Source organism: Streptomyces durmitorensis (assembly GCF_023498005.1).
Taxonomy (GTDB): Bacteria; Actinomycetota; Actinomycetes; order Streptomycetales; family Streptomycetaceae; genus Streptomyces; species Streptomyces durmitorensis.
On record NZ_CP097289.1, the window covers coordinates 7,416,252 to 7,439,559 of the forward strand.

Annotated in this window: 17 protein-coding genes and 1 pseudogene; 7 read left to right on the forward strand and 11 right to left on the reverse strand. The window is 72.5% G+C overall.

Annotation, left to right across the window (positions count from 1 at the left end; translation table 11 throughout):
• Positions 1-20: 20 nt before the first annotated feature.
• From M4V62_RS33135 to M4V62_RS33145, 3 genes are all read right to left on the reverse strand, one after another.
• Positions 21-2,813 carry a helix-turn-helix transcriptional regulator gene (locus M4V62_RS33135; RefSeq protein ID WP_249590869.1) on the reverse strand — a complete coding sequence of 931 codons (2,793 nt, stop codon included), beginning with the start codon at positions 2,811-2,813 and terminating at the stop codon, positions 21-23.
• An 81-nt stretch (positions 2,814-2,894) separates the two neighbouring features.
• Entirely contained in the window at positions 2,895-3,557 is a 663-nt protein-coding gene (locus M4V62_RS33140) for a response regulator (protein WP_249590870.1), read from the reverse strand.
• Entirely contained in the window at positions 3,554-4,681 is a 1,128-nt protein-coding gene (locus M4V62_RS33145) for a sensor histidine kinase (RefSeq protein WP_249590871.1), read from the reverse strand. The genes M4V62_RS33140 and M4V62_RS33145 overlap by 4 nt, the downstream gene beginning before the upstream one ends.
• A 223-nt stretch (positions 4,682-4,904) precedes the next feature.
• Between M4V62_RS33145 and M4V62_RS33150 the strand changes: the two genes are divergently transcribed.
• Entirely contained in the window at positions 4,905-5,264 is a 360-nt protein-coding gene (locus tag M4V62_RS33150; RefSeq protein ID WP_249590872.1) for a DUF6223 family protein, read from the forward strand.
• 35 nt (positions 5,265-5,299) lie between these two features.
• Here the strand turns inward: M4V62_RS33150 and M4V62_RS33155 are convergent, their stop codons facing one another.
• The 4 genes and pseudogenes from M4V62_RS33155 to M4V62_RS33170 form a co-directional block, all read right to left on the reverse strand.
• Positions 5,300-6,571, reverse strand: a complete 1,272-nt coding sequence (locus M4V62_RS33155) for an APC family permease (RefSeq protein ID WP_249590873.1) — start codon at positions 6,569-6,571, stop codon at positions 5,300-5,302.
• Between the two features lie 122 nt (positions 6,572-6,693).
• The gene (locus M4V62_RS33160) at positions 6,694-7,632 is read right to left on the reverse strand and encodes an NADP-dependent oxidoreductase (protein WP_249590874.1); all 939 of its coding nucleotides are present in this window, start codon (positions 7,630-7,632) and stop codon (positions 6,694-6,696) included.
• 83 nt (positions 7,633-7,715) lie between these two features.
• Positions 7,716-8,699 (reverse strand): zinc-binding dehydrogenase, encoded by a 984-nt coding sequence (locus M4V62_RS33165; protein WP_249590875.1) that lies wholly within the window; start codon positions 8,697-8,699, stop codon positions 7,716-7,718.
• Positions 8,700-8,767: 68 nt separating this feature from the next.
• Positions 8,768-9,273, reverse strand: a pseudogene (locus M4V62_RS33170) (NADPH-dependent FMN reductase).
• Between the two features lie 229 nt (positions 9,274-9,502).
• Here M4V62_RS33170 and M4V62_RS33175 point away from each other — a divergent pair.
• Positions 9,503-10,891, forward strand: coding sequence for an MFS transporter (locus M4V62_RS33175; protein WP_249590876.1), 1,389 nt, complete (start codon positions 9,503-9,505; stop codon positions 10,889-10,891).
• A gap of 94 nt (positions 10,892-10,985) precedes the next feature.
• On the opposite strand, the gene M4V62_RS33180 is transcribed toward M4V62_RS33175, so the two are convergent.
• The 3 genes from M4V62_RS33180 to hmgA are packed head-to-tail and all read right to left on the reverse strand — an operon-like array spanning position 10,986 to position 14,320.
• Entirely contained in the window at positions 10,986-12,185 is a 1,200-nt protein-coding gene (locus tag M4V62_RS33180; protein ID WP_249590877.1) for a type ISP restriction/modification enzyme, read from the reverse strand.
• A gap of 15 nt (positions 12,186-12,200) precedes the next feature.
• On the reverse strand, positions 12,201-12,950 hold the full coding sequence (locus M4V62_RS33185) for a GntR family transcriptional regulator (protein WP_249590878.1): 750 nt from the start codon (positions 12,948-12,950) through the stop codon (positions 12,201-12,203).
• Positions 12,951-12,973: 23 nt separating this feature from the next.
• Positions 12,974-14,320, reverse strand: coding sequence for a homogentisate 1,2-dioxygenase (gene hmgA, locus M4V62_RS33190; protein ID WP_249590879.1), 1,347 nt, complete (start codon positions 14,318-14,320; stop codon positions 12,974-12,976).
• Positions 14,321-14,422: 102 nt separating this feature from the next.
• Between hmgA and M4V62_RS33195 the strand changes: the two genes are divergently transcribed.
• The 4 genes from M4V62_RS33195 to M4V62_RS33210 all read left to right on the forward strand — a co-directional run bounded on the left by M4V62_RS33195 (position 14,423) and on the right by M4V62_RS33210 (position 20,328).
• On the forward strand, positions 14,423-15,055 hold the full coding sequence (locus M4V62_RS33195) for a TetR/AcrR family transcriptional regulator (RefSeq protein ID WP_249590880.1): 633 nt from the start codon (positions 14,423-14,425) through the stop codon (positions 15,053-15,055).
• A gap of 146 nt (positions 15,056-15,201) precedes the next feature.
• On the forward strand, positions 15,202-17,490 hold the full coding sequence (locus M4V62_RS33200; RefSeq protein ID WP_249590881.1) for a molybdopterin-dependent oxidoreductase: 2,289 nt from the start codon (positions 15,202-15,204) through the stop codon (positions 17,488-17,490).
• Between the two features lie 121 nt (positions 17,491-17,611).
• Entirely contained in the window at positions 17,612-19,048 is a 1,437-nt protein-coding gene (locus M4V62_RS33205) for a CitMHS family transporter (RefSeq protein ID WP_249590882.1), read from the forward strand.
• A complete protein-coding gene (locus M4V62_RS33210) occupies positions 19,048-20,328 on the forward strand; it encodes an MFS transporter (RefSeq protein ID WP_249590883.1) in 1,281 nt (426 codons plus the stop codon). The genes M4V62_RS33205 and M4V62_RS33210 overlap by 1 nt, the downstream gene beginning before the upstream one ends.
• Here the strand turns inward: M4V62_RS33210 and M4V62_RS33215 are convergent.
• Positions 20,312-21,526 (reverse strand): S8 family peptidase, encoded by a 1,215-nt coding sequence (locus M4V62_RS33215; RefSeq protein ID WP_249590884.1) that lies wholly within the window; start codon positions 21,524-21,526, stop codon positions 20,312-20,314. The genes M4V62_RS33210 and M4V62_RS33215 overlap by 17 nt on opposite strands.
• A 351-nt stretch (positions 21,527-21,877) precedes the next feature.
• On the opposite strand from M4V62_RS33215, the gene M4V62_RS33220 reads away from it, so the two are divergent.
• Positions 21,878-23,266, forward strand: coding sequence for an aldehyde dehydrogenase family protein (locus tag M4V62_RS33220; protein WP_249590885.1), 1,389 nt, complete (start codon positions 21,878-21,880; stop codon positions 23,264-23,266).
• The last annotated feature ends 42 nt before the right edge of the window (positions 23,267-23,308 follow it).

A 23,308-nucleotide genomic window follows, 5' to 3' on the forward strand; every position in this document is an offset into this window, starting at 1 on the left:
TTCGGGCCCGGCGCCGCCGCTCACGCCGGGGTCCCCTCCTCCTGGTCCTCCTGGTCCTCCTGGTCCCGGAATGCGAGCCGGCCGAGCTCGCCGCGCGATGCCACGCCCAGCTTGGGATAGGCGTTGTAGAGGTGGTAGCCCACCGTGCGCGGCGACAGGAAGAGCTGGGCGCCGATGTCCCGGTTGGTCATGCCGGTCGCCGCGAGCCGCACGACCTGCCGCTCCTGCGGGGTGAGCCGTTCCAGGGGCGCCGCGTCGCCGGTGTGCCGCGCCCGGCTCTCGCCGGTGGCCCGCAGTTCGGCGCGGGCCCGCTCGGCCCACGGCGGCGCCGCGAGCAGCTCGAAGGTGTCGAGGGCCGAGCGCAGCGGCGTACGCGCCTCGCTCCTGCGGCCCGCGCGGCGCAGCCACTCCCCGAAGAGCAGCTCCGTGCGGGCCCGTTCGAAGGGGCGGCCATCGTCCGTGTGCAGCGCGATGGCTTCCTCGTACGCCGCTCCTGCCTCGGCCTCCGGGGCGAGCAGCGCGCGGCAGCGGGCGGCGAGGGCCCGCGCCCAGGCCGCCCCCGTGTGGTCGGCCCACGCGGCGAAGACCCTCGCCGGCTCCCGCACGGAATCGGCCCGTCCGGTCCGCACGGCGGCCTCGACCCGGTCCGGCACGCAGTACAGGACGACGATCGTGTGGCCGGACGGGCTCGCCGCGACGTCCTCGTACGCACGCAGGGCTGCCGCATGGCGGCCGAGTCCCAGCTCCAGCATGGCGATCGCGATCCCGCCCCACACCTGACCCGGCATGACCTGCCGCAGCTCGCCCTTGGCGGCGAGCTCACGGCAGCGCTCCTCGTCGCCTTCGAGCGCCGCGAGATAGGCGAGGACACCCGACAACTGCCCTACGTAGTGCGGCTGTCCGGTGTCCTGCGCGATCCGCAGCCCCTCGGCGGCGCCCGTCAGGGCGCAGCTGTGGCGGCCCAGGAAGATCCGTGCGCGGGTACGCATGAGGAGCACGAGCGGCAGCGGGCCGAGCGCGCCCTGCTCGCGGCACTCCCGGTCAAGCTCGGCGGCGAGGTCGTTGCCGGTCTCGAGATCGCCGAGCGGCGCGAACCAGGACGCGATCGAGACGCGCTCGCGCAGGGTGTGCCCGCGGTCGTGGCGCTCGGCCCGCAGGCTGTCGAACAGCGCGCGCAGCGGCGGGAGTCCGCTGCCCGGGTCGCCCGCCGCGAGCCGGGCGAGGCCCTGTGCGGCGGGCAGATAGGGCAGGGCGTGCGGGGGAGTCTTGAGGTCGAGTCCGGCAAGCCGGGCGCTGATCTCGTCGATCGACTGCCGGTGCCCGGAGAGCCAGGCCGCGGTCATCGCCTCGTACGCCATGAACGCCGCCGTCTCGGGCGTGTGCGGGGCGATCTCGGCGGCCGTGTCGAGAAGCACCGAGTACGAGGCGTCGAGGCGCCCCTGCTCGCGGGCGACGGCGGCGCGCACCTGCGCGAGCTGCGCGAGGACGGCCGGGTCGGTCAGGTGCGGGGCGGCGCGCAGGGCGAGTTCGGCGGCGCGTTCGTTCTGGCCCGCGTCCGCGGCGGCCGACGCGGCGAGCGCGAGACGCCGGGCGCGGTGCGTGCCGTCCGGGCTGAGCTGGGCCGCGCGCTCGCAGGCCGCGGCGACGGCCGCGTAGCCGCCGCGGGCCCTGGCGTGTTCGGCGGTCTGTTCCAGGATCCCGGCGACGTACTCGTCGGGCTCCGTGGTGGCGGCCGCCAGATGCCAGGCCCTGCGGTCGATGTTGCCCACGCAGGGCAGCGCGTCGGCGAGCGCGCGGTGCGCGGCGATGCGCTCGCCGACCGGGGCGCTCTGGTAGGCGGCGGCGCGGATCAGGGGGTGCCGGAAGGTGAGCCGCCCGCCGTCGAGACTGAGCAGCTCCTTGCGCTCGGCGGGCTCCAGATCGGTGACGGTGGCGCCGAGCTTGCTCGCGGCGGCCGCCGTCACGGTCAGATCGCCGGTGCCTTCCGCCGCCGCGACCACCAGCAGGGAGCGGGTGGCCCGCGGCAGCGCGGACATCCGGTCCGCGAAGGTCCGCAGGAGGCGGGAGTGGCTCGGCAGGGAGCTCAAGTGATGGCCGTAGGCGGGTATGTGGCCCTCGCGCTGGGCGGCGGGCAGCTCGCGCAGGGCGAGCGGGTTGCCGCCGGACTCGCTGCGGATCTGCTCGCGTACGTAGGCGGGCAGATCCCCCGCGTGCTCGGCGAGGAGTTCGCCCGCGGCCTCGTCGTCGAGTCCGGTGAGCCGCAGCTCGGGCAGGCCCTGGGCGGGGAAGGGCGGTGCGTGCGCGTCGCGGGCCGCGAACACCATCACGACACCTTCGGCGGCGAGGCGCCGGGCGGCGAACAGGAGGGCGTCGGCGGAGGCCTGGTCGAGCCACTGGGCGTCGTCGACGAGGCAGAGGAGAGAGCCCTCTTCGGCGGGGTCGGCCAGGTCCGCCAGGAGGGTCAGCACGGCGAGGCCGATGAGGAAGCGGTCGGCCCGCGCGTCGCCGGTCGCCAGGCCGAGCGCGGTGCGCAGGGCCTTGGCCTGCGGCTGCGGCAGGTCGTCGATCCGGTCGGTGACGCGGTGCAGGAGCAAGTGGAGCCCGGCGAAGGGAAGTTCGCTCTCGGCCTCGATGCCGGTCGCCCGCAGCAGGCGCATGCCGTGGGTGGTGGCCTGGAGGGCGGCATGTTCGAGGAGCCCCGACTTGCCGATGCCGGCCTCTCCTCGTACGACGAAGGCGGCGCTGTGTCCCTGCCGGGCCTTGGCCAGCAGTTCTTCCAGCTGAGCGGTTTCGCCGACGCGTCCGTAGAGCATGAACCGACCCTAACGGGCGGTCCGTCCGTCCACGGTGCCTTGCGGCGGATCTTCCTCGTCCGCCCGCCCTGTCCTTGGACGTCAGGACGTGCCCGGGACGACCAGACCGGACTCGTAGGCCAGGACCACGAGTTGGGCGCGGTCGCGGGCGTGCAGTTTGGTCATGGCCCGGTTGATGTGGGTCTTCGCGGTCAGCGAGCTGATCACCATGTGGTGGGCGATCTGCTCGTTGGAGTGGCCCTGGGCGACCAGGGCGACGGCCTCGCGTTCGCGGCTCGTCAGGTGCTCAAGTCCGGCGCCGGCCAGGGCCGGGCGCGGCTGGGTGACGTACCGGTTGATCAGCTTGCGGGTGATGGACGGCGCGAGCAGGGCGTCACCGCGCGCGGCCACCCGCACGGAGTGCAGCAGGTCCTCCGGCAGGATGTCCTTGACCAGGAATCCGGCGGCACCGGCGCGCAGCGCGTCGAGGACGTACTCGTCCATCCCGTAGTTCGTCAGGATGACCACATGTACCCCGGACAGGGCCGGGTCCGCGGCGATCCGCCGGGTGGCCTCGATGCCGTCGACGTGGGGCATCTGGATGTCGACCAGCACGACGTCGGGCAGATGCTGCTCGACGAGTACGAGACCCTGCTCGCCGTCACCCGCCTCGGCCACCACCTCGATGTCGTCCTCGAGGTCGAGGAGGGCGCGGAATCCGCTGCGAATGAGCGGCTGGTCGTCGACCAGCAGGACGCGGATCACGACGCTCGCTCCACCGGGAGTTCCGCCCGGACGGTGAAGCCGTGCTCGCCGCGCGGTTCGGCGCTCAGCCGGCCGCCGAGCGCGGTGACGCGTTCGCGCATGCCGAGCAGTCCGAGGCCGGGCATCGGCACGGTGTCCGGGGTGGCGCTGCCGTCGTCGTCGACCTGGACGGCCAGTGAGTCCGGCCGGCAGTCGATGCGGACCGACGCGGTCGCGGCGGCGGCGTGCCGGACGACGTTGGTGAGGGCTTCCTGAACGATCCGGTAGGCGGTGCGGCCCACCGCGGCCGGCACGTCGGGCCGCGGTCCCTCCATCGTCAGGGTCACCTCCAGGCCGGCGCGGCCGGTCCGCTCCACCAGCTCCGCGATGTGATCGAGTCCGCGGGGCGGCGCGGTGTCGTCGTCGCGCAGCGCCTCCAGGGTGGCGCGCAGTTCCCGGGTCGCCTCGCGCCCGGCCTCCTGGATCGCCAGCAGGGTGTGCGGTACCGGCTCGCCCCGCTTGCGGGTCACATGGACGGCGACCTCGGACTGCACCTTGATGATCGATATCTGATGCGTGAGCGAATCGTGCAACTCCCGGGCGATGTGCAGCCGTTCCTCGTCCGCGCGCCGCCGCGCGGCCTCCTCCCGGGTGCGCTCGGCCTCGTCCGCCCGCCGCTCGGCCTGGTGCAGCGCCTCCCCTGCGGCGAACGCGGCGATCAGCCAGGCGATCTCGAGGACGTGCCGGGCCTGTGCCAACGCCTCGCCCGTGGGGCCTTCGTGGAAGATCAGGGCGGTGATGTGCAGGACGGCCAGCAGGGTCACGGATGCCGCCACCGTGCGGGAGCGGTGCCCCGCCCGCACCGCGCCGTACACCGCGACCAGGTACGGGACGGCGAGCACGTCGAAACCCGCGGCCGCGTAGCCCACCGCCGACAGCGCGGTGCCGGTCAGGACGGTCAGCGGAGCCCGGCGGCGCGCTGCCAGCGCGAGGCCGCCGACCGCCAGCAGGGCGGAGCCGAGCAACTCGGCATCCGTGCCGGGGCGTTCCCCGGACAGGCCGGTGGCAAGGAGCAGCGCCGTCACCCCGAGGGCGACCGCCCAGTCCCTGACACCGGCCGGGACGTGGAACCGTCCTCTGTCCATGCGCGCACCCTAGCCGGATGCCCGCCGTGGACGAGTCCCGCTCGGGGATGAACGGCCACCTGCGACGCCCGCAGTACTGCGCACGGCGCTGCCGCAGCCGCAGTAGCGGTCTACGGCATCGGCGGCAGCGCGAAGTGCCTGCGCCTGCGGGACGACCGGCGCCGCGGTCGCCGGAGATGCTCAAGTCGCCTCGCAACAGCGGGACATGACGGAGGGGAGTGGCATGAAGGCAACGGAAGCCATGGTGGCGGCTGCCGAGGGCGGAGTCATCGGCGACGGCCGGACCGGCGCCAATCTGGCCCTCGGAGCAGGGCTGGTCGGCGTGGCCGTCGGCTGGCTGGCCCTGCGCCGCGCTGCCGGCCGCGTCAGTACCGGCGACGCACGCACGGGCGCCATGGCGGCCATGGTGCTCGGCCTGGTCGGTACGTTCCTCGCGGTGCTGCACCTGGCCACATCCGATGGGGGCCCCGGCACCGGCAACGGACTCGTCGGAGCCGTCGTGGCCGTCCCGTCGGGGCTGATCGCCCTGGTCCTCGGCCGCCGGGCGCTGACGCGCTCCCGCCGTGACGCGCGGCCCGGCTGACCGCGGCGAGCACCGCCGGACGCGGTCAGCCGCAGTCAGCCGCGGGTCGCGATGGCGCGCCTGATGCCGTGGACGAGGGCGCCGAGTGACAGCACCACGGCCCCGGAGACCACCGAGGAAACGGGCAGGGCGAAGGCAAGGACCAGGCAGCCGGCCAGCCCGAGGGCGGGAACGACGCGCGCGGGGCGGCCTTCCTCCGGTGTCAGGGTCCAGGCGGAGGCGTTGGCGACGGCGTAGTACACGAGCACCCCGAAGGAGGAGAAGCCGATCGCCCCGCGCACGTCCGCCGTCGCGGCGAGCACCGCCACCACGCCGCCGACGACGAGTTCGGCTCGGTGGGGCACCTCGAACCTGGGATGGACGGCGGCCAGGGCGTGCGGCAGGTGCCGGTCGCGGGCCATCGCCAGTGTGGTGCGGGAGACGCCGAGGATCAGGGCCAGCAGGGAGCCGAGCGCGGCCACCGCCCCGCCGACGCGGACCACCGGCACCATCCAGTCGGCCCCGGCGGCCCGGACGGCGTCCGACAGCGGCGCCGTGGCGTCCCCCAGCGAGGTCGGCCCCAGCACCGTCAGGACGGACACGGCGACCAACGCGTACACGACCAGGGTGATGCCCAGCGCGATCGGGACGGCCCGGGGGATGGTGCGCGCCGGATCGCGGACCTCCTCGCCGAGCGTGGCGATGCGCGCGTATCCGGCGAAGGCGAAGAACAGCAGACCCGCCGCCTGGAGCACCCCGCCGATGCCGGCGTCCGGGCCCAGGTCCAGCCGGGCTGCGTCCGAGGCCGTCGAGGAGAGGGAGACGACCACCACCGCGGCGAGCACGGCCAGGACCACGGCGACGAGCACCCGGGTCAGGAGCGCGGACCTCTGCACCCCCGCGTAGTTCACCGCGGTCAGCACCACCACGGCGGCCACCGCCACCGCGTGTGCCTGCTCGGGCCAGACGTACGAGCCGACGGTGAGCGCCATCGCGGCGCAGGACGCGGTCTTGCCGACGACGAACGCCCACCCCGCGAGGTATCCCCAGAAGGGGCCGAGCCGCTCGCGTCCGTACACGTAGGTACCGCCGGAGGCCGGATAGCGGGCGGCCAGCCGGGCCGAGGAGGTCGCATTGCAGTACGCCACCACCGCGGCGAGCGCCAGACCGAGCAGCAGTCCCGAGCCGGCCGCGTGCGCCGCCGGGGCCAGGGCGGCGAAGATCCCCGCGCCGATCATCGATCCCAGGCCGATCACCACGGCGTCCGACACCCCCAGCCGCCGCCGCAACCCGGCCGGCCCTCCCGCCGCTCCCGACGGCTTGCTCATGGCCCACTCCTCCTGCGGCACGCGGACGGCTTCTGGCCGACGACATCGACAGACGGTACGTGACCTGCACGCCACCCCCGTCCGCCGTCCCCCGTCTTGGTCAACCGACGCGGGCCCGTGGGTCAGAGGCGACCCGTCAGGACCACCTTGCCGCGGCCATGCCCCCGCTCCACGTCCCGCTGCGCGTCCGCCGCCCGCTCCAGCGCGTACTGCGCGCGGATGTGCAGCCGCAGCGCTCCCTTCGCGTACAGCTCGGTCATCTCCGCCAGGCGGGACGCCGTCCTCGCACCGGCGAGTTCGGGCAGGCCCAGGCGGCGGGCCTCCTCCGTCGCGACCATCGTGATGACCCGGTCGGGGTACTTGGCCACCGCCGCCGACGCGCGCAGCGCTTCCGCCCCCGCCCCGTCGAGCGCCGCGTCCACACCCTCCGGGGCGATCGCACGCACCCGCTCCTCCAGGCCCTCGCCGTACGTCACGGGGATCGCGCCCAGCGCCCGCAGATGGTCGTGGTTGGGTTCGCTCGCCGTGCCGATGACCGTCGTCGCGCCCCACGCCCTCGCCAACTGCACCGCCAGCGTGCCGAGTCCGCCCGCCGCTGCGTTGATCAGGACCGTGTCACCGGGGCCCACGCGCATCGCGCCGAGCGCCAGGTGCGCGCCCTGCGCGTTCCCGGAGAAGCCGCCCGCCTCCGCCCACCCCATCACGTCCGGCTTGGCGACCAGATTCTCCTCCGGGACCACGACGTACTCCGCGTACGAACCGAGCAACGAGAAGCCAAGCACCGGATCGCCCGGCCCGAACCCCGTGACCCCGGAGCCGAGCGCGTCGACCGTCCCCGCGAACTCGTTGCCCGGCACGACGGGGAACACCGCCCCCGGCGGTCTGATCACCCCTTCCCGCAGCCCGATGTCGAAGGGCATCACACCCGCCGCCCGTACCCGCACACGGACCTCGCCAGGACCGGGCTCGGGGACGGGAAGGTCCACCGGGCGCAGCACCTCCGCCGGGCCGTGGGCCGTGAACGCGACGGCGCGCATCGTCGTCGGAGCAGTGGCAGTCATGAGGTTCTCCCTTGAGTTGGCTGAGTCGTCGAGTGAGTTGGCGGAGTCATCGAGCTGGCTGAGTCATCGGAGTTGTCGTCCGGTCACGGTTTCAGGACCACCTTGCCGACCGTGCCCCGCCCCAGCAGCGCCGCGTGCGCCGCCCCCGCGTCCCGCAGCGGGAACGTCGTCACCGCCGGTACGAGCGTGCCGCGCGCCGCCTCATCGAGCGCCCGCTCCTGGAGGCCGCGCAGACCCCCGGGGACGCGCGCGATCCGCGGGCCCAAGGCGTACGTCGCCGTCAGGAGACGACCGTGGAGGTCCTTGGTGCCCAGTTCCGTGGGTGTGCCCGACGACCAGCCGTACATCACGAACCGGCCGCCGAAGCCCAGGAGTTCGAGCGCGGCACGCCCTGCTTGACCGCCCACGCTGTCGAAGGCGACGCTCACCTCGCGGCCCCCGAGCGCGGCCCGCACCTTCTCCGGCCAGTCGGGCTCGTTGTAGTCGACGGCCACGTCAGCGCCCAGGTCCCGCACCCGTGCGGTCTTCTCGGGGCCGCCCGCCGCGCCCACCACGGTCACGCCCGCGTTCCGCGCGGCCTGCACCAGGAGCGTGCCGATGCCGCCCGCCGCGGCCGTCACCAGCGCCACGTCGTCCGGTTCGAGCGCGGCGACGTGCAGGATGCCCAGCGCCATCCGGCCGGTGCCGACCATGGCGATCGCGGCTTCGTACGAGAGCGAGTCGGGCAGCCGGAACAGCGCGTCCGTCTCGCGCACGGCCAGCTCCGCGTAGCCCGCGTTGACCAGGCCCAGGTGCGTCACCACGCGTCGGCCGAGCCACTCCTCGTCCACTCCCGCACCGAGACCGTCGACGACGCCCGCCACCTCCCGGCCCGGCGTCATCGGCAACTCGGGCATTGCAAAGGGGAGTTCAGCGGCCGCGCCCCTCTGGAGCGCGGTGTCGAGGAGGTGCACTCCCGAGGCCTCGACGGCGATACGTACCTGGCCGGGGCCCGGCACGGGGTCGGCGACCTCCTCGTACCGCAGGTTCTCGGGCCCGCCGAAGGCGTGCAGTCGGATCGCTCGCATGGTCAACTCGCTTTCGTCGTAAGTCGTAAGTCGTAAGTCGTATGGAGAAGATGAGAGGTGTGCGAGGGCTACGCCGTGTAGGCACGGGCCGCCTTGCCGTCGCGCAGCGTCACGGCCCACCAGGCGAGCTGGTCGAGCATGACCTTCGCCGCACCGGCCGGGCCCTCCGCGTCGTGCGGCTGCCCGTCCGGGCCGAACCGGTGCCACGCGCCGTGGAAGCTGACCGTGTCGCGCATGGTCGGCGCGTGCAGTTCGGCGAAGACCAGGCGCAGTTGCTCCACCGCGCGCAGCCCGCCCGCGACACCGCCGTAGGAGACGAAGCCCACCGGCTTCGCCCGCCACTCGTCCAGGTGCCAGTCGATCGCGTGCTTCAGGTCGGCGGGGAAGCTGTGGTTGTACTCCGGCGTGATGACGACGAACGCGTCCGCCGCCGCGAGCCCGGCGACCGAGACGAACCAGTCGCGGACGGTCGGCGCGAAGCGGCCCTCGCGGGTGCGCTGCCGACGATGACCGCCACCCGAAGGCGCCGCGTGGTCGTGGTTGTGGTTGTGGCTGTAGTCCTGGTCGTGGTCATGGGGTCCTCGCTGGTTCCGCGGCCGGTGTGCCGGTGTCCGTGCTCGGTGTCGTGCTGACACCTGGAAAGCTAGGCAACGACCCAGGTCCGCGGCCTCTGTCGGACGACCGGGATCATGACGGGGCGGTGACCGGGGTCCGACCGGGGTCCGACCGGGTTCCGGCCGCCCGGTCATTCCCAGTCGTACGACAGAGGCGGCGCACAGGCCCCTGTTCCTAGCGTCGACCCCATGACGCACGCGACCTGTGACACCACGCCCCCCGCCGAGACCGCCCTCACGAAGACCCGCTGGACGCCGGTCGCCGTCATGGCCCTCGCCATGCTGATGGTCACCCTGGAGCTGAGCCTCTCCTCCGTGACGCTGCCCGCGATCGGCACCGACCTCGGCGTCGGGACCTCGGCGACCCAGTGGGTGCTCCTCGCCTACGCCCTGCCCACCGCCGCTCTCGCGATCCCCGCGGGGCGGTGGACGGACCGGGTCGACCTCCGTGCCGTGTTCCTCTTCTCCGTCCCTGCGATCGGGCTCACCAGCATCCTCGCGGCCCTCGCGCCCAACCTCCCCGTGCTCCTCGCCGCCCGCGTCCTGCAAGGCGTCGCGGGAGCCGTGGCCGTCGCGGTCTACCTGCCGGTGGTCGCCGCGGTCGTACGGCCCGAGCAGCGGGGCCGCGCGATGGGCTACATCGCCACGATCATGCCGATCGGCTCGATGGGCGGCTCGTCCCTCGGCGGGTTCGTCGCGGACGCGTACGGCTGGCGGCCCGTGATGCTGATGAAGGTGCCGGTGCTGATCGTGGTGATCTGGCTCGGGGCGCGCTTCATCCCGTCCACGGGCGGCGGGCTCACCCGGCCCGACCGGTCCCTGGTGGGCGACGGCCTCGTCCTGGGCGGCTCGGTGACCGCGCTCCTGGTGGCCTTCGACCGGATCGAGGCGGAACAGCCCGTCGTCGCCGCGGTGTTCTCGGTGGCCGCCGCCGCGCTCGCGGTGTGGTGGACACGGCTGCGCTCGGCGCGCCCGGTGACCGGGCTCCTGCGGCGCAGGGCCATCGGCCTTCCCGTCCTCTCCCTCCTGTTGACCGGCACGTTCGTGGGGCTCTCCTACTTCCTGCTGCCGTTCTACGTCGCCGACGTCCTGCACGGGAGCGCCTCGACGACCGGCCTCGCGATGGTCTTCTTCATCGGCGCCGTGGCCCTCTGCTCGCCGGTCAGCGGCCGGCTCGCCGACCGGCTGCCCGGCAGGCTCCTGGGGTCGGCGGGACTGATCCTGGTGATCGGCGGCCTGCTGAGCATGCTGACCCTCGGTTCGGGCGCCGGGCTCTTCGACATCGCTTGGCGGCTCGCCCTGATCGGCGTGGGGCAGGCGCTGTTCGGCACGCCGGTCAACGCCTCGCTCCTGTCCGCCGCACCGCCCGACCTGGTGGGCACCATCGGCGGCATCGGCAACACCTTCCGCACCCTCGGCTTCACGGTCGGCCCCGCGATCGCGGCGCTCGCGTATGGCGTGGGCGGCGGGGGAACGAGCGGCTTCCGCACCGGGGCCGTCGCACTGGCCCTGTTGCAGGTCGCCGGTCTGGTGGCGCTGTTGGGCTCGGGCGGGGTTCGAAAGGTCGGACAGGGTTAGAGGAGAGCCCCGAAGGGGCGCGGGGAACGGCGCGCTCAGCCACGACCGAGCCGCAGCAAGGCAACCGGCCACCTCGGCAGAGGTGTCACGTCGCTCATAGCAGGGCGAACTGGCCGCCGGGCCCCTCCTCGTGGTGGTCAAGTACCGACGCGGGGCGCCGCGCGGTCTCGGGCGCGGGAAGCACGCCCGCACGACGCAGCGCTTCCGCCGTGATGCGGACGCCGAGGTTCGTGGTCAACTCGGCCTGCAGTGGCCGGAGTTCCGCGAGAAGCGCCAGCACCGTGATGAGTTCGAGCAGCTCGGACGTCCACGCCTGCGGCCACTCCGCGGGACGGATCGCCTCCAGAGAGCCCGCCTCACCGGCGGCCATGCGCCGCTCGAACCACAGCTCAAGGACGCGCACCCCGCTCACCTCGAAGTCCCACGCCTCCTGCGGTACGGGCGAGATGCGCCCCTCGTCCACGCGGAGCGCTTGCTCTTCGACGTCGTACGAGAGCTCCGCGGGGCGGGCGGGCAGCGGAGCCCGTACGTAGGGCCGCCGTCCGCCCGGAAGCTTCGGCCGCGCCCCGTCACCGCGTGCCTGGAGCGCGAGCACCCGGCGCCCGAGCTCCGTGCCCCGCGCCCAGATCGCGGCGTCGGACGTCAGCGGCACCCGGCACCCGGCCGGCGACGCACCCGCCACGGCCAGCGTCCAGGCCAGCAGATCCCCGGCGGCGACGCCCTGGCCGAGCGCGCCGGAGAGATGGGCGAGCAGCCCCGGCGTCACATTGGGTTCGAGCCCGCCGGGGCGGCGGAACAGCGGACGGATGCGTCCGGGCCGCCCGGCGGGGGAGCGGCCGTCCGGCAGCACGGCGGAGGCAAGAACCGCGGGTCCGGCGGAGCCGGTGACGTACCCCTGCTCGACGAGGAACAGCTGCCCCTCGCCCGCGACCCGCCACAGCTCCGGGCGGGCGGCGTCGATGAGCCGGTGGTCCGGGATCAGCCACTGCTCGTCGAAGGGGCCGTGCAGGACGCGCACCGGATCGGGGCAGGGGCCCGACTCGGCGGCCAGCGGGAGCGTCGCGCCCCGGTGGCCGGGGAGTTGGGAGACCGCGGTGTGCAGGGTGCGCGAGCGCGAGGGGGAGAGGAGCTGCTCGCGCTCCGCGGTGTCCGCCCGCAGGAACGCGGCCCAACGGGCTCTGAGGGATGCGGCGTCCGGTCCCATCGGCCACCCGCGGCCCGGCCGGAGCGGTGCGACGGACCACGGCATCAGGTCGGCGAGCAGCGCCGCTTCGTCGTGCGTCACGCCCGGCATCGTACGTCGAGACCCTTACGTCGCGTCGAGGGTGACCGTGAAGGAGAAGCGGTCGCCGCGGTAGTGGATGCGCGCCACGTCCAGGGCGCGCCCCTCCGCGTCGTACGTGATGCCCGTGTAGTGCAGGATCGGGCTGAGCAGCGGCACTTCGAGCAGGCGGGCCGTCTCCGGGTCGGCGAGCGTGGCCTCGACGGTGTCGGTGATGCGGCTGATGCGGACGCCCACGACGTCGCGCAGGACCTTCGTCATGGGCCAGCGCGCCAGATCGTCCAGGTCGATGCGCTCGGCGAGCTCGGGGCGGATGAAGTTGTGGGCGTGATTGGTCGGTTCGCCCGTCTTCTCGTCGCTGCGCAGCCGGTGGTAGGTCGCCACCTCGGTCAGATCCGGGAAGTGCTCGGCGAGTTCGCCGGAGACCGGAGCCGTGCCGTGCGCGAGCAGCTGGGTGCTCATGCCCGACTGCTGGGCCACGATCGCGTCGACCGAGCCGAGCAGCCGGACCGGGGAGCCGCGCTGGGCGCTGGGCTCGATGAACGTGCCGCGCCGCCGGTGCCGGGTGATCAGACCCTCGTCCTCGAGCTCCTTGAGCGCCTGGCGCATGGTCAGGACGCTCACGCCGTAGTGCCCCGCCAGCTGCTCCTCGGTGGGCAGCCGGAGCGGGGCGTCGGGCACGCGGCCGAGTATCGAGGCGCGCAGGGACTGCGACACCTGATACCAGAGCGGCAGCTTGCGATTCAGGACGATCGAGTCCGGGGCAAAAGCGGTCACGGTCTCTCCGAATCAGTCATGAATCAGTCTCGAAAATGGCGTTCCAGACCTTCCCACACATCGTCGTATCCGCGCTGCAGATGGGAGGCCTGAGCTGCTTGTTCGGTCGCCGTCACCGGCCACCGTGTCTCGAACATGAAGGCAAGCCCGTCGTCGATCTTCTGCGGCTTCAGCTCCGCGGCCGATGCCTTGTCGAAGGTGTCCCGGTCGGGGCCGTGCGCCGACATCATGTTGTGCAGCGAGCCGCCACCGGGCACGAAGCCCTCCGCCTTCGCGTCGTACGCGCCCTCGATCAGGCCCATGTACTCGCTCATCACGTTCCGGTGGAAGTACGGCGGCCGGAAGGTGTCCTCGCCGACCAGCCAGCGCGGCGCGAAGACCACGAAGTCCACGCCCGCCAGGCCCGGGGTGTCGGACGGCGAGGTGAGAACCGTGAAGATCGACGGGTCGGGGTGGTCGTAGCTGATGGTGCCAAGGACGTTGAAGCGGCGCAGGTCGTAGACGTACGGGACGTGGTTGCCGTGCCAGGCGACGACATCGAGCGGCGAGTGGTCGTACGTCGCCCGCCACAGGTTCCCGCAGAACTTGTTCACCACCTCTACGGGGCGGTCCTCGTCCTCGTACGCGGCGACCGGAGCCCTGAAGTCCCGTGCGTTGGCAAGGCCGTTCGCGCCGATCGGCCCGAGGTCGGGGAGCTGGAAGGCCGCGCCGTAGTTCTCGCACACGTACCCGCGGGCGCTCTCGTCGAGCAGCTCCACACGGAAGCGCACCCCGCGCGGGATCAGCGCCACCTCGCCCGGCTCGGCGCGCAGCAGCCCGAACTCCGTGCGCAGCAGCAGGCCGCCCCGCTCGGGGACGACGAGGAGTTCGCCGTCCGCGTCGCTGAACACCCGGTCCGTCATGGAGGAGTTGGCGTGGTAAAGGTGCACGGCCATGCCGGTGCGCTGGGTGGCGTCGCCATTGCCGCCCAGGGTCCACAGGCCCGCGAGGAAGTCCGTGCCGGGGGCGGGCTCGGGGAGGGGGTTCCAGCGCAGCCGGTTGGGGTCGGGGACCTGCGTGAACGGAGCCGTCCTGAGGGCGCCGTTGTCCACCCGCGTGAACGCGGGGTGCGCGGCGGAGGGGCGGATGCGGTAGAGCCACGAGCGGCGGTTGTGCGCGCGGGGCTCGGTGAAGGCGGTGCCGCTCAGCTGCTCCGCGTACAGCCCGAGTGGTGCGCGCTGGGGTGAGTTGCGGCCGTGCGGCAGGGCGCCGGGCACCGCTTCGGAGCTGTGTTCGTTGCCGAAGCCGGAGAGGTACGTCAGTGCCTCCGCCGTCTTGCGCGCGCCGCTGGCGTCCGCACGGCTCGCGTCGCTGGTGTGTTCCCGGCTCATCATCGCTCCCTCGTCAACGATTCCTATGGGTCACCGTAGGATTCACGTTTTCCTTCCGCAAGGGGGATCCATGGATGTGAACAATGCTCTACTCTCCCGGGGATGTCCCACCGTGATCAGCAGAAGCCTCCGCCACCCCCGAAAACCCTGCGCCGCGTGCCCGTGCAGGAGCGCAGTGCCGAGCGTCTGACCCGGATCCTCGACGCCTGCGCCGACCTCCTGGACGAGGTCGGCTACGAAGGCCTGAGCACCCGCGCCGTGGCCCAGCGCGCGGGCGTCCCGATCGGCTCGGTCTACCGCTTCTTCGGCAACAAGCGGGCCATGGCCGACGCGCTGGCCCACCGCAATCTCGACGCCTACGGAGAGCGCGTGGCGGCGCGCATGACCGGGGTGGAGCGCGGCGACTGGCGCGGCGCCGTCGACGCGGCCTTCGACGAGTACCTCGCCATGAAGCGCAGCGTCCCCGGCTTCGGCCTGGTCGACTTCGGCATCCCCTCGGCCCCCGACGCGATGCCCGACGCCAACTCGGACGTCGCCGAGCGGGTGGCGGGACTGCTCGCCGCCCACCTCGACCGTCCGCTGGACAAGAAGCTGCGCCGCACGGTGCTCGTCGGTGTCGAAGCGGTGGACGCGGTCCTCCAACTCGCCTTCCGCGCGCATCCGTCGGGCGATCCCGACCTGATCGACGAGACGCGGACCCTGCTGCACTCGTATTTCGCGGGGTCGCTGGACTGAACCGGGGCCACGGGGCGGGGGCAAGGGTCAGGGATCAGGGGCTCGCGGTTTCGCGACCTGACCCCTCAGGGGGCCTGACGGCATGCATACCGGTCGGTATGGTGAGAGCGCACGTGCGTCGTCGCCGCCGCCCTGGAGGGTCCTCCATGCTCAGCACCGCCCGCACCGCCCTGCGTATCTGCCCCCTCTGCGAAGCCACCTGCGGGCTCACGCTCACCATCGAAGGGCCCTCTGACGGCGCCGACGCGCGCGTGACCGGTGCGCGCGGGGACCGGGACGATGTGTTCAGCCACGGCTTCATCTGCCCCAAGGGCGCCTCCTTCGGAGAGGCCGACTCCGACCCCGACCGCCTGAAGGGCCCGCTCGTCCGCAAGGACGGCGTACTCCAAGAGGCAAGCTGGGACGAGGCGTTCGACGCCGTCGCCGCCGGGCTGCGCCCCTTGATCGAGCAGTACGGGCCGCAGGCGGTCGGCGTGGTGCTCGGCAACCCGAACGTGCACACCATGGCGGGCGGCCTCTACCCGCCCGTGCTCCTGAGCTCCATCGGCACCCGCAACGTCTTCACCGCGAGCACCGTCGACCAGATGCCCAAGCACGTCTCCAGCGGGCTCCTCTTCGGCGACCCGTTCGCCATCCCCGTGCCCGACCTGGACCGCACCGACCATCTCCTGCTGCTCGGCGCCAACCCCCTGGACTCGAACGGCAGCCTCTGCACCGCCCCGGACTTCCCCGGCAAGCTGAAGGCGCTGCGCGCGCGGGGCGGCACCCTCACCGTCGTCGACCCGCGCCGCACCCGCACCGCGAAGCTCGCCGACCGGCACCTCGCGATCCGGCCCGGCGCGGACGCCCTGCTGCTCGCGGCGATGGTCCAGGTCCTCTTCGAGGAGAAACTCACCGACCTCGGCGCGCTTGAGGAGCAGGTGGAAGGGGTCGACGCCGTGCGCGAGGCCGTACGCCACTTCACCCCCGACGCCGTCACCGCCGCGTGCGACGTGCCCGCCGACACCATCCGCGCCCTCGCCCGCGAGCTGGCCGCGGCGCCCACCGCCGCCGTCTACGCCCGCGTGGGCGCGAGCACCGTCGCCTACGGCACCCTCACCAACTGGCTCGTCGACGTCCTGAACGTCCTGACCGGCAACCTCGACCGGCCCGGCGGCGCCCTGTTCCCGCTCTCCGCCACCGACCGCGCGCCCCGCCCGGCGGGCCCCGGCAAGGGATTCGCGCTCGGCCGCTGGCACAGCCGCGTGAGCGGGCACCCGGAGGCCAAGGGCGAACTGCCGATCGCCGCGCTCGCCGAGGAGATCGACACTCCCGGCGACGGTGCGATCCGCGCGGTCGTGGCCATCGCGGCCAACCCCGTCCTCTCGGCGCCCGACGGCGACCGCCTCGACAAGGCGCTGGCCTCGCTCGACTTCATGGTGAGCGTCGACCCGTACCTGAACGAGACCTCGTGCCACGCCCACGTGGTCCTGCCGCCGCCCCCGCCCTCCCAGAGCGCCCACTTCGACTTCGCCTTCAACGGATTCGCCGTGCACAACCAGGTCCGCCACACCCCCGCCGCGCTGCCCCTTAACGACGGCAGGATCCCCGAGACGGAGATCCTCGCCCGGCTCGTCCTGGCCGCCGGCGGAATGCACGGCGGCGACCCGGCCGCCGTCGACGCGATGGTCGTCGACAAGGCCCTCGGCAAGGCTGTTGCCGACCCGCACTCCGCCGTCCACGGCCGTGACCCCAAGGAACTCGCCGCCCTCCTCACCGGCGAGAGCGGCCCCGAGCGGCGGCTCGACCTCATGCTGCGGCTCGGCCCCTACGGCGACGGATTCGGCGTACGCGAGGACGGCCTGACCCTGGAGCGGCTCCTCGCCCACCCGCACGGCATCGACCTCGGCCCGCTGGAATCCCGCCTCCCGCAGGTCCTCAGGACGCGCAGCGGACGGGTGGAACTCCTCCCGGGACCCATCGCGGACGACCTGCCCCGCCTCACGGCCGCGCTGCGAGCCACCCCGGACGAGCTCGTCCTCGTAGGGCGCCGCCATCTGCGCTCCAACAACAGCTGGATGCACAACGTCCGCACCCTCACCGGCGGCACCAACCGCTGCACCCTGCACGTCCACCCCGAGGACGCGGCCCGCATCGGCATCGAGAACGGCGGCCACGCGCGCGTGGCCGCCGCGGGCGGGCAGCTCACCGTCCCCGTGGAGGTGACCGACGCCGTGCGCCCCGGAGTGGTCAGCCTCCCGCACGGCTGGGGTCATGACCGCCCCGGCACGCGCCTCGCCGTCGCGGCCGAGAACCCCGGGGCCAATGTGAACCAGCTCCTGGACGGGACCCTCCTGGACCCGCTCTCCGGGACGTCCGTGCTCAACGGCTTCCCGGTGACCCTCACACCCCTTGTTCCGGCGGCAGCTCAGACAGCACCGGCAGCAAGTCGTTGACCTGGAGTTTTGCGCTTATTGCTCGCACGTCAACATCTTGTTAACGGATCGACGCGGGTCCTAACGTCAACCGGACCGCCAGACCTGGTGGGAGTTCGATGGTGAACGTTAGGTAGCCCCCATGCTGACAATCCTCGGATTCGTCATGATCGCCACCTTCCTGGTGCTGATCATGATGAAGAAGATGTCGCCGATCGCGGCACTGGTGCTGATCCCCGCGCTCTTCTGCGTGTTCGTAGGAAAGGGAGCCCATCTCGGGGACTACGTCCTCGAAGGCGTCGGGAATCTGGCGCCCACGGCGGCCATGCTCATGTTCGCCATCGTGTACTTCGGCGTCATGATCGACGTCGGCCTCTTCGACCCGATCGTCCGGGGCATCCTGCGCTTCTGCAAGGCGGACCCGGTGCGCATCGTGGTGGGCACCGCGCTGCTCGCCGCCATCGTCTCGCTCGACGGCGACGGCTCGACGACCTTCATGATCACGGTCTCGGCGATGTATCCGCTCTACAAACGCCTCAAGATGAGCCTCGTCGTCATGACGGGCGTCGCGGCCACCGCCAACGGCGTCATGAACACCCTGCCCTGGGGTGGACCGACGGCCCGCGCCGCGACCGCGCTCAAGGTCGACGCGGCCGACATCTTCGTCCCCATGATCCCGGCGCTCGCCATGGGCCTCGTGGCCGTCTTCCTGCTCTCGTACGCACTGGGCCTGCGGGAGCGCAAGCGGCTCGGCACGCTCTCCCTCGACGAGGTCCTGGAGAAGGAGACGGCGACCGAGACGGTTCTGGTGGGTGCGGGTGGCGGCGCCGGCGACGGGCGTATGTCGCTCACGAAGAAGACCACCGGGGGAGCGGGATCCGGAACGGACGCTTCCGAGGTCTCCGAAGCCTCCGACGACGCCGATGACGACGACGGCTTCCAGGGGCTCGACCCCAACCGCTCCACCCTGCGCCCCAAGCTGTACTGGTTCAACGCCGGTCTCACCGTGGTCCTGCTCACCGCCATGATCATGGAGTGGCTGCCGATCCCGGTCCTCTTCCTGCTCGGCGCCGCGCTCGCCCTGACGGTCAACTTCCCGCACATGCCCGACCAGAAGGCCCGCATCGCCGCCCACGCGGAGAACGTCCTCAACGTCACCGGCATGGTCTTCGCGGCCGCCGTCTTCACCGGTGTCCTCCAGGGCACCGGCATGGTCGACAGCATGGCCACCTGGCTCGTCGACGCGATCCCCGAGGGCATGGGCCCGCAGATGGGCCTGGTGACCGGCCTCCTGTCGCTGCCGCTCACGTACTTCATGTCGAACGACGGCTTCTACTTCGGCGTCCTTCCGGTCCTCGCCGAGGCGGGCCAGGCGCACGGCGTCAGCACCCTGGAGATCGCCCGCGCCTCGATCGCGGGCCAGGCCCTGCACATGTCGAGCCCGCTGGTGCCCGCCGTGTACGTCCTCGTCGGCATGGCCAAGGTCGAGTTCGGCGACCACACCAAGTTCACCGTCAAATGGGCCGTCCTCACCTCGCTCGTGGTGCTCGGCTCCGGAATCCTCTTCGGCATCATCTGATGCCATCGACACCGGGCCGCGCCTGGTTGCTGCGCCTCGTCATCGCCTTCAGCTTCGCGCAGGGGGCGGTGTCGATGGCGCGTCCGGCCGTCTCCTACCGGGCCCTCTCGCTGGGCGCCGACGAGCGGGCGATCGGTGTCATCGCCGGTGTGTACGCCCTGCTCCCGCTCTTCGCCGCCGTGCCGCTCGGGCGCAGGACCGACCACGGGCGGTGCGCGCCGCTCCTCCCGGTCGGTGTCGTCCTGATCGCGGGCGGGTGCGCGCTCAGCGGCACGGCCGGCTCGCTCGGCGCGCTCGCCGCCTGGAGCGGCGTGATGGGCCTCGGCCACCTCTGCTTCGTGATCGGCGCCCAGTCGATCGTCGCGCGGCAGTCCGCCCCCGACGAACAGGACCGCAACTTCGGCCACTTCACGATCGGCGCCTCGCTCGGGCAGCTGATCGGTCCCATCGCCGCGGGCTCCCTGATCGGCGGGGACATGGGGCGCACGAGTTCCCTCGCCCTGCTCGTCTCGGGAGCGGTCGCCGCGGTCTCGCTCACCTCGCTGTGGCGCATCGAGCACGTGCGTCCCGCCGGAGCCTCGTCCGAGCGGGGCGACAAGGTGCCGGTGCTCGGCATCCTGCGTACCCGTGGCGTGCCCGCGGGGATCTTCATCAGCCTCGCGGTGCTCTCCGCCACGGACATCCTCACGGCCTACCTGCCGGTGGTCGGTGAGCACCGGGGCATCGCGCCCGCGACGGTCGGGATACTGCTCTCGCTGCGGGCCGCCGCGACGATCGCCTGCCGCCTGGTGATGACACCGCTGATCAACCTGCTCGGCCGTACGGTCCTGATCGTGGTCACGTGTCTGCTGGCCGCCGTGCTGTGCGCGGGGGTGGCGCTGCCCGTGCCGGTGTGGGGGCTCGGGGTGATGCTGGTGCTGCTCGGGTTCTGTCTGGGGGTCGGGCAGCCGCTGTCGATGACGACGGTGGTGCAGGCGGCTCCGGAGGGGGCGCGTTCTACCGCGCTTGCGCTGCGGTTGACCGGGAATCGGCTGGGGCAGGTCGCCGCGCCTGCCGGGGCGGGGCTCATCGCCGGGGCGGCGGGGGTCGCGGCTCCCTTCGTGATGCTGGGTGGGCTGTTGCTGGTGGCGGCCGGGCTGGGGCTCAGGCGGAGCCCTGCGGGGCCTCAACCGCCGGACGGGCTGGGAAAAGCCCGTCCGGCGACTGAGGACGAACGCGGCGGAGCCGGTGATGGACGGTGTACCGACCCCGGGTCGCGGGCTACTACGGGACGAGCTTGAGCAGCCTGTTCGGCGAGCCGCTGCCCGGGCTCGTGACCTTGCCCGAGGTCGCTCCGTTCACCAGGGCCGAGGAGACCTGGGCAGGCGTGGCCGAGGAGTGGCCCGCCAAGTACACCGCCGCCGCACCCGCGACATGCGGAGTGGCCATCGACGTACCGGAGATGGTGTTCGTGGCGGTGTCGCTCGTGTTCCAGCCCGCCTTGATCGAGACGCCCGGCGCGAAGATGTCCAGGACCGAGCCGTAGTTGGACCAGCTGGCCTTGGCGTCCGTGTTGCTGGTGGCGCCGACCGTGATGGCCGCGGGGACCCGTGCCGGGGACGACGAGGAGGCGTTGACGCCCTCGTTGCCCGCGGCGACCGCGTAGCTGACGCCGTCGGCGATGGAGTTCTTCACCGCGTTGTCCAGCGAGGTGGATGCCCCGCCGCCGAGCGACATGTTGGCCACGGCGGGTGCGCCCGCCGCGTGGTTGCTCGTCACCCAGTCGATGCCCGCGATGACACCGGCGGTCGTGCCGGAGCCGTTGTTGTCGAGCACGCGGACGGCCACGATCTTGGCCTTCTTGGCGACGCCGTACGTCTTGCCCGCGATGGTGGTGGCCACGTGCGTGCCGTGGCCGTTGCCGTCCTGGGCGGTGGTGTCGCCGTCCACGGCGTCGTAGCCGTTCACCGCGCGCCCGCTGATCTCGGAGTGCGTGATGCGCACGCCGGTGTCGATCACGTACGCGGTGACGCCCGAGCCCGCGGTGTCCGGGTAGGTGTAGGTGCCGGACAGCGGCAGGCTCGTCTGGTCGATGCGGTCCAGACCCCAGGGAGCGTTGGTCTGGGTCGCGTCGGCCTTGACCCGCTGGTTCTGCTCGACCGTGGCGACCGCGGGGTCGGCGGCGAGACGTCTCGCCTCGGCCGCGCTCAGCTCCACGGTGTATCCGTCGAGGGCCGACTTGAAGGTCTTCTTCACCGAGCCGCCGTACTCCGATATCAGGCCCTTGCCCTGGGTCGAGGCGGCGCTGAAGTCCGAGTTCTTCTTCAGGGTGACGATGTAGCTGCCCTTGACGGCGTCGGCCGAGCCGGCCCCGATCACGGTGCCTTCGGCGGGAGCGGCCTGGGCCGGAAGGGCGGTGACCGCACCGAACAGAGTGGCGGCGGTGGCGGTCGAGATCGCCGCGGCGATCACAGTCTTCTTGCTGCGCAGCATTGCCATTACGAGGGAGTCCTCCTCATAGGCGGCGCGCGCCCTGGGTCGGGCGGCGCAACTGTGGGGGCGTGTGCGTGATCGCACACACAGCCGGGAGCGGTGCGTTCCGCTCTCGGCGCGAACAGCAGACTGGCGGCTCTACGGGCGTAGATCAAGGGAGTTGGCACCTTGACATGTGTCTGTCACATGCACGAAATCGAATGCCGGGGGAGCTCGTGGGGGTAGGTGCCGAGCCGGGGTGAATGTCCCCGGTTGCGGCGCTGCTTCCGGCCTCGCCCCCGATGCCCCTGGTGCCGAAAAACTATCAGCGCTAGTTTGGGGTGCGGACGACTAGCGGACGAGTACCTGAGGAGTGCGATGAAGGCCCACGACGGCATGTACATCGGCGGCGCCTGGCGGCCCGCCGTCGGCACGGACACGATCACGGTCCTGAACCCGGCCGACGAGCAGCCGATCGGCCAGGTCCCCGCGGGAACGGCACAGGACGTCGACGCGGCGGTGCGAGCCGCCCGCGAGGCCTTCCCCTCCTGGGCCGCCACCCCGCCCGCCGAGCGCGGCGCGCTCATCGGGGCGCTGCGTGACCAGTTGGTCGCCCGCAAGGACGAGATCGCCGAGACGGTGACGGCGGAGCTCGGCTCCCCGCTCCCGTTCTCGCAGATGGTGCACGCGGGCGTGCCGATCCTGGTCTCCGGTTCGTACGCCGACCTCGCGGCGACGTACGCCTTCGAGGAGAAGATCGGCAACTCCACCGTCTACCTGGAGCCGGTCGGCGTGGTCGGGGCGATCACGCCCTGGAACTACCCCCTCCACCAGATCGTCAACAAGGTGGCCCCCGCGCTCGCCGCGGGCTGCACGGTGGTCCTGAAGCCCGCCGAGGACACCCCGCTCACCGCCCAGCTCTTCGCCGAGGCCGCGCACGAGGCGGGCATCCCCGCCGGTGTCTTCAACCTGGTCACCGGGCTCGGCCCGGTCGCCGGCCAGGCGCTCGCCGAGCACGAGGACGTCGACCTGGTCTCCTTCACGGGGTCGACGGCGGTCGGCAAGCAGATCGGTGCGACGGCGGGCGCCGCCGTCAAGCGCGTGGCCCTGGAGCTCGGCGGCAAGTCCGCCAACGTCATCCTGCCCAGCGCCGACCTGACCAAGGCGGTCAAGGCGGGCGTCGCCAACGTCATGTCCAACTCCGGCCAGACGTGCAGCGCGTGGACCCGCATGCTGGTGGACTCCGCGCGGTACGACGAGGCGGTCTCGCTCGCGGCGGACGCCGCGGCCAAGTACGGCGCCCGCATCGGCCCCGTCGTCAACGCCAAGCAGCAGGCGCGCGTGCGGGGTTACATCGACAAGGGGGTCGAGGAGGGCGCCCGGGTGGTCGCCGGCGGCTCCGAATCCCCGCGCGAGCAGGGCTACTTCGTCCAGCCGACGGTCTTCGCCGACGTCACCCCCGAGATGACGATCGCCCAGGAGGAGATCTTCGGCCCGGTCGTCTCGATCATCAGGTACGAGGACGAGGACGAGGCCCTGCGGATCGCGAACGGCACCGTGTACGGCCTCGCGGGCGCGGTCTGGGCGGCCGACGACGCGGAGGCGATCGCGTTCGCCCGCCGCATGGACACCGGACAGGTCGACATCAACGGCGGCAGCTTCAACCCCCTTGCCCCGTTCGGGGGTTACAAGCAGTCGGGGGTGGGCCGTGAACTGGGTCCGCACGGGCTCGCGGAGTACCTCCAGACGAAGTCCCTCCAGTTCTGATCCCCCTTTTCCGTCCGCACCCAACTGATCCTCTCTCCGTCC

Excerpts from the sequence above, each read along its gene's own strand:
- M4V62_RS33195 (WP_249590880.1), top strand. The coding sequence starts at position 14,423 with ATGTCCCACCGTGATCAGCAGAAGCCTCCGCCACCCCCGAAAACCCTG.
- M4V62_RS33210 (WP_249590883.1), top strand. The coding sequence starts at position 19,048 with ATGCCATCGACACCGGGCCGCGCCTGGTTGCTGCGCCTCGTCATCGCC.
- M4V62_RS33180 (WP_249590877.1), bottom strand. The coding sequence starts at position 12,185 with ATGCCGGGCGTGACGCACGACGAAGCGGCGCTGCTCGCCGACCTGATG.
- M4V62_RS33200 (WP_249590881.1), top strand. The coding sequence starts at position 15,202 with ATGCTCAGCACCGCCCGCACCGCCCTGCGTATCTGCCCCCTCTGCGAA.
- hmgA (WP_249590879.1), bottom strand. The coding sequence starts at position 14,320 with ATGAGCCGGGAACACACCAGCGACGCGAGCCGTGCGGACGCCAGCGGC.
- M4V62_RS33135 (WP_249590869.1), bottom strand. The coding sequence starts at position 2,813 with ATGCTCTACGGACGCGTCGGCGAAACCGCTCAGCTGGAAGAACTGCTG.
- M4V62_RS33220 (WP_249590885.1), top strand. The coding sequence starts at position 21,878 with ATGAAGGCCCACGACGGCATGTACATCGGCGGCGCCTGGCGGCCCGCC.
- M4V62_RS33165 (WP_249590875.1), bottom strand. The coding sequence starts at position 8,699 with ATGCGAGCGATCCGACTGCACGCCTTCGGCGGGCCCGAGAACCTGCGG.
- M4V62_RS33205 (WP_249590882.1), top strand. The coding sequence starts at position 17,612 with ATGCTGACAATCCTCGGATTCGTCATGATCGCCACCTTCCTGGTGCTG.
- M4V62_RS33215 (WP_249590884.1), bottom strand. The coding sequence starts at position 21,526 with ATGGCAATGCTGCGCAGCAAGAAGACTGTGATCGCCGCGGCGATCTCG.
- M4V62_RS33155 (WP_249590873.1), bottom strand. The coding sequence starts at position 6,571 with ATGAGCAAGCCGTCGGGAGCGGCGGGAGGGCCGGCCGGGTTGCGGCGG.
- M4V62_RS33150 (WP_249590872.1), top strand. The coding sequence starts at position 4,905 with ATGAAGGCAACGGAAGCCATGGTGGCGGCTGCCGAGGGCGGAGTCATC.
- M4V62_RS33160 (WP_249590874.1), bottom strand. The coding sequence starts at position 7,632 with ATGACTGCCACTGCTCCGACGACGATGCGCGCCGTCGCGTTCACGGCC.
- M4V62_RS33145 (WP_249590871.1), bottom strand. The coding sequence starts at position 4,681 with ATGGACAGAGGACGGTTCCACGTCCCGGCCGGTGTCAGGGACTGGGCG.
- M4V62_RS33175 (WP_249590876.1), top strand. The coding sequence starts at position 9,503 with ATGACGCACGCGACCTGTGACACCACGCCCCCCGCCGAGACCGCCCTC.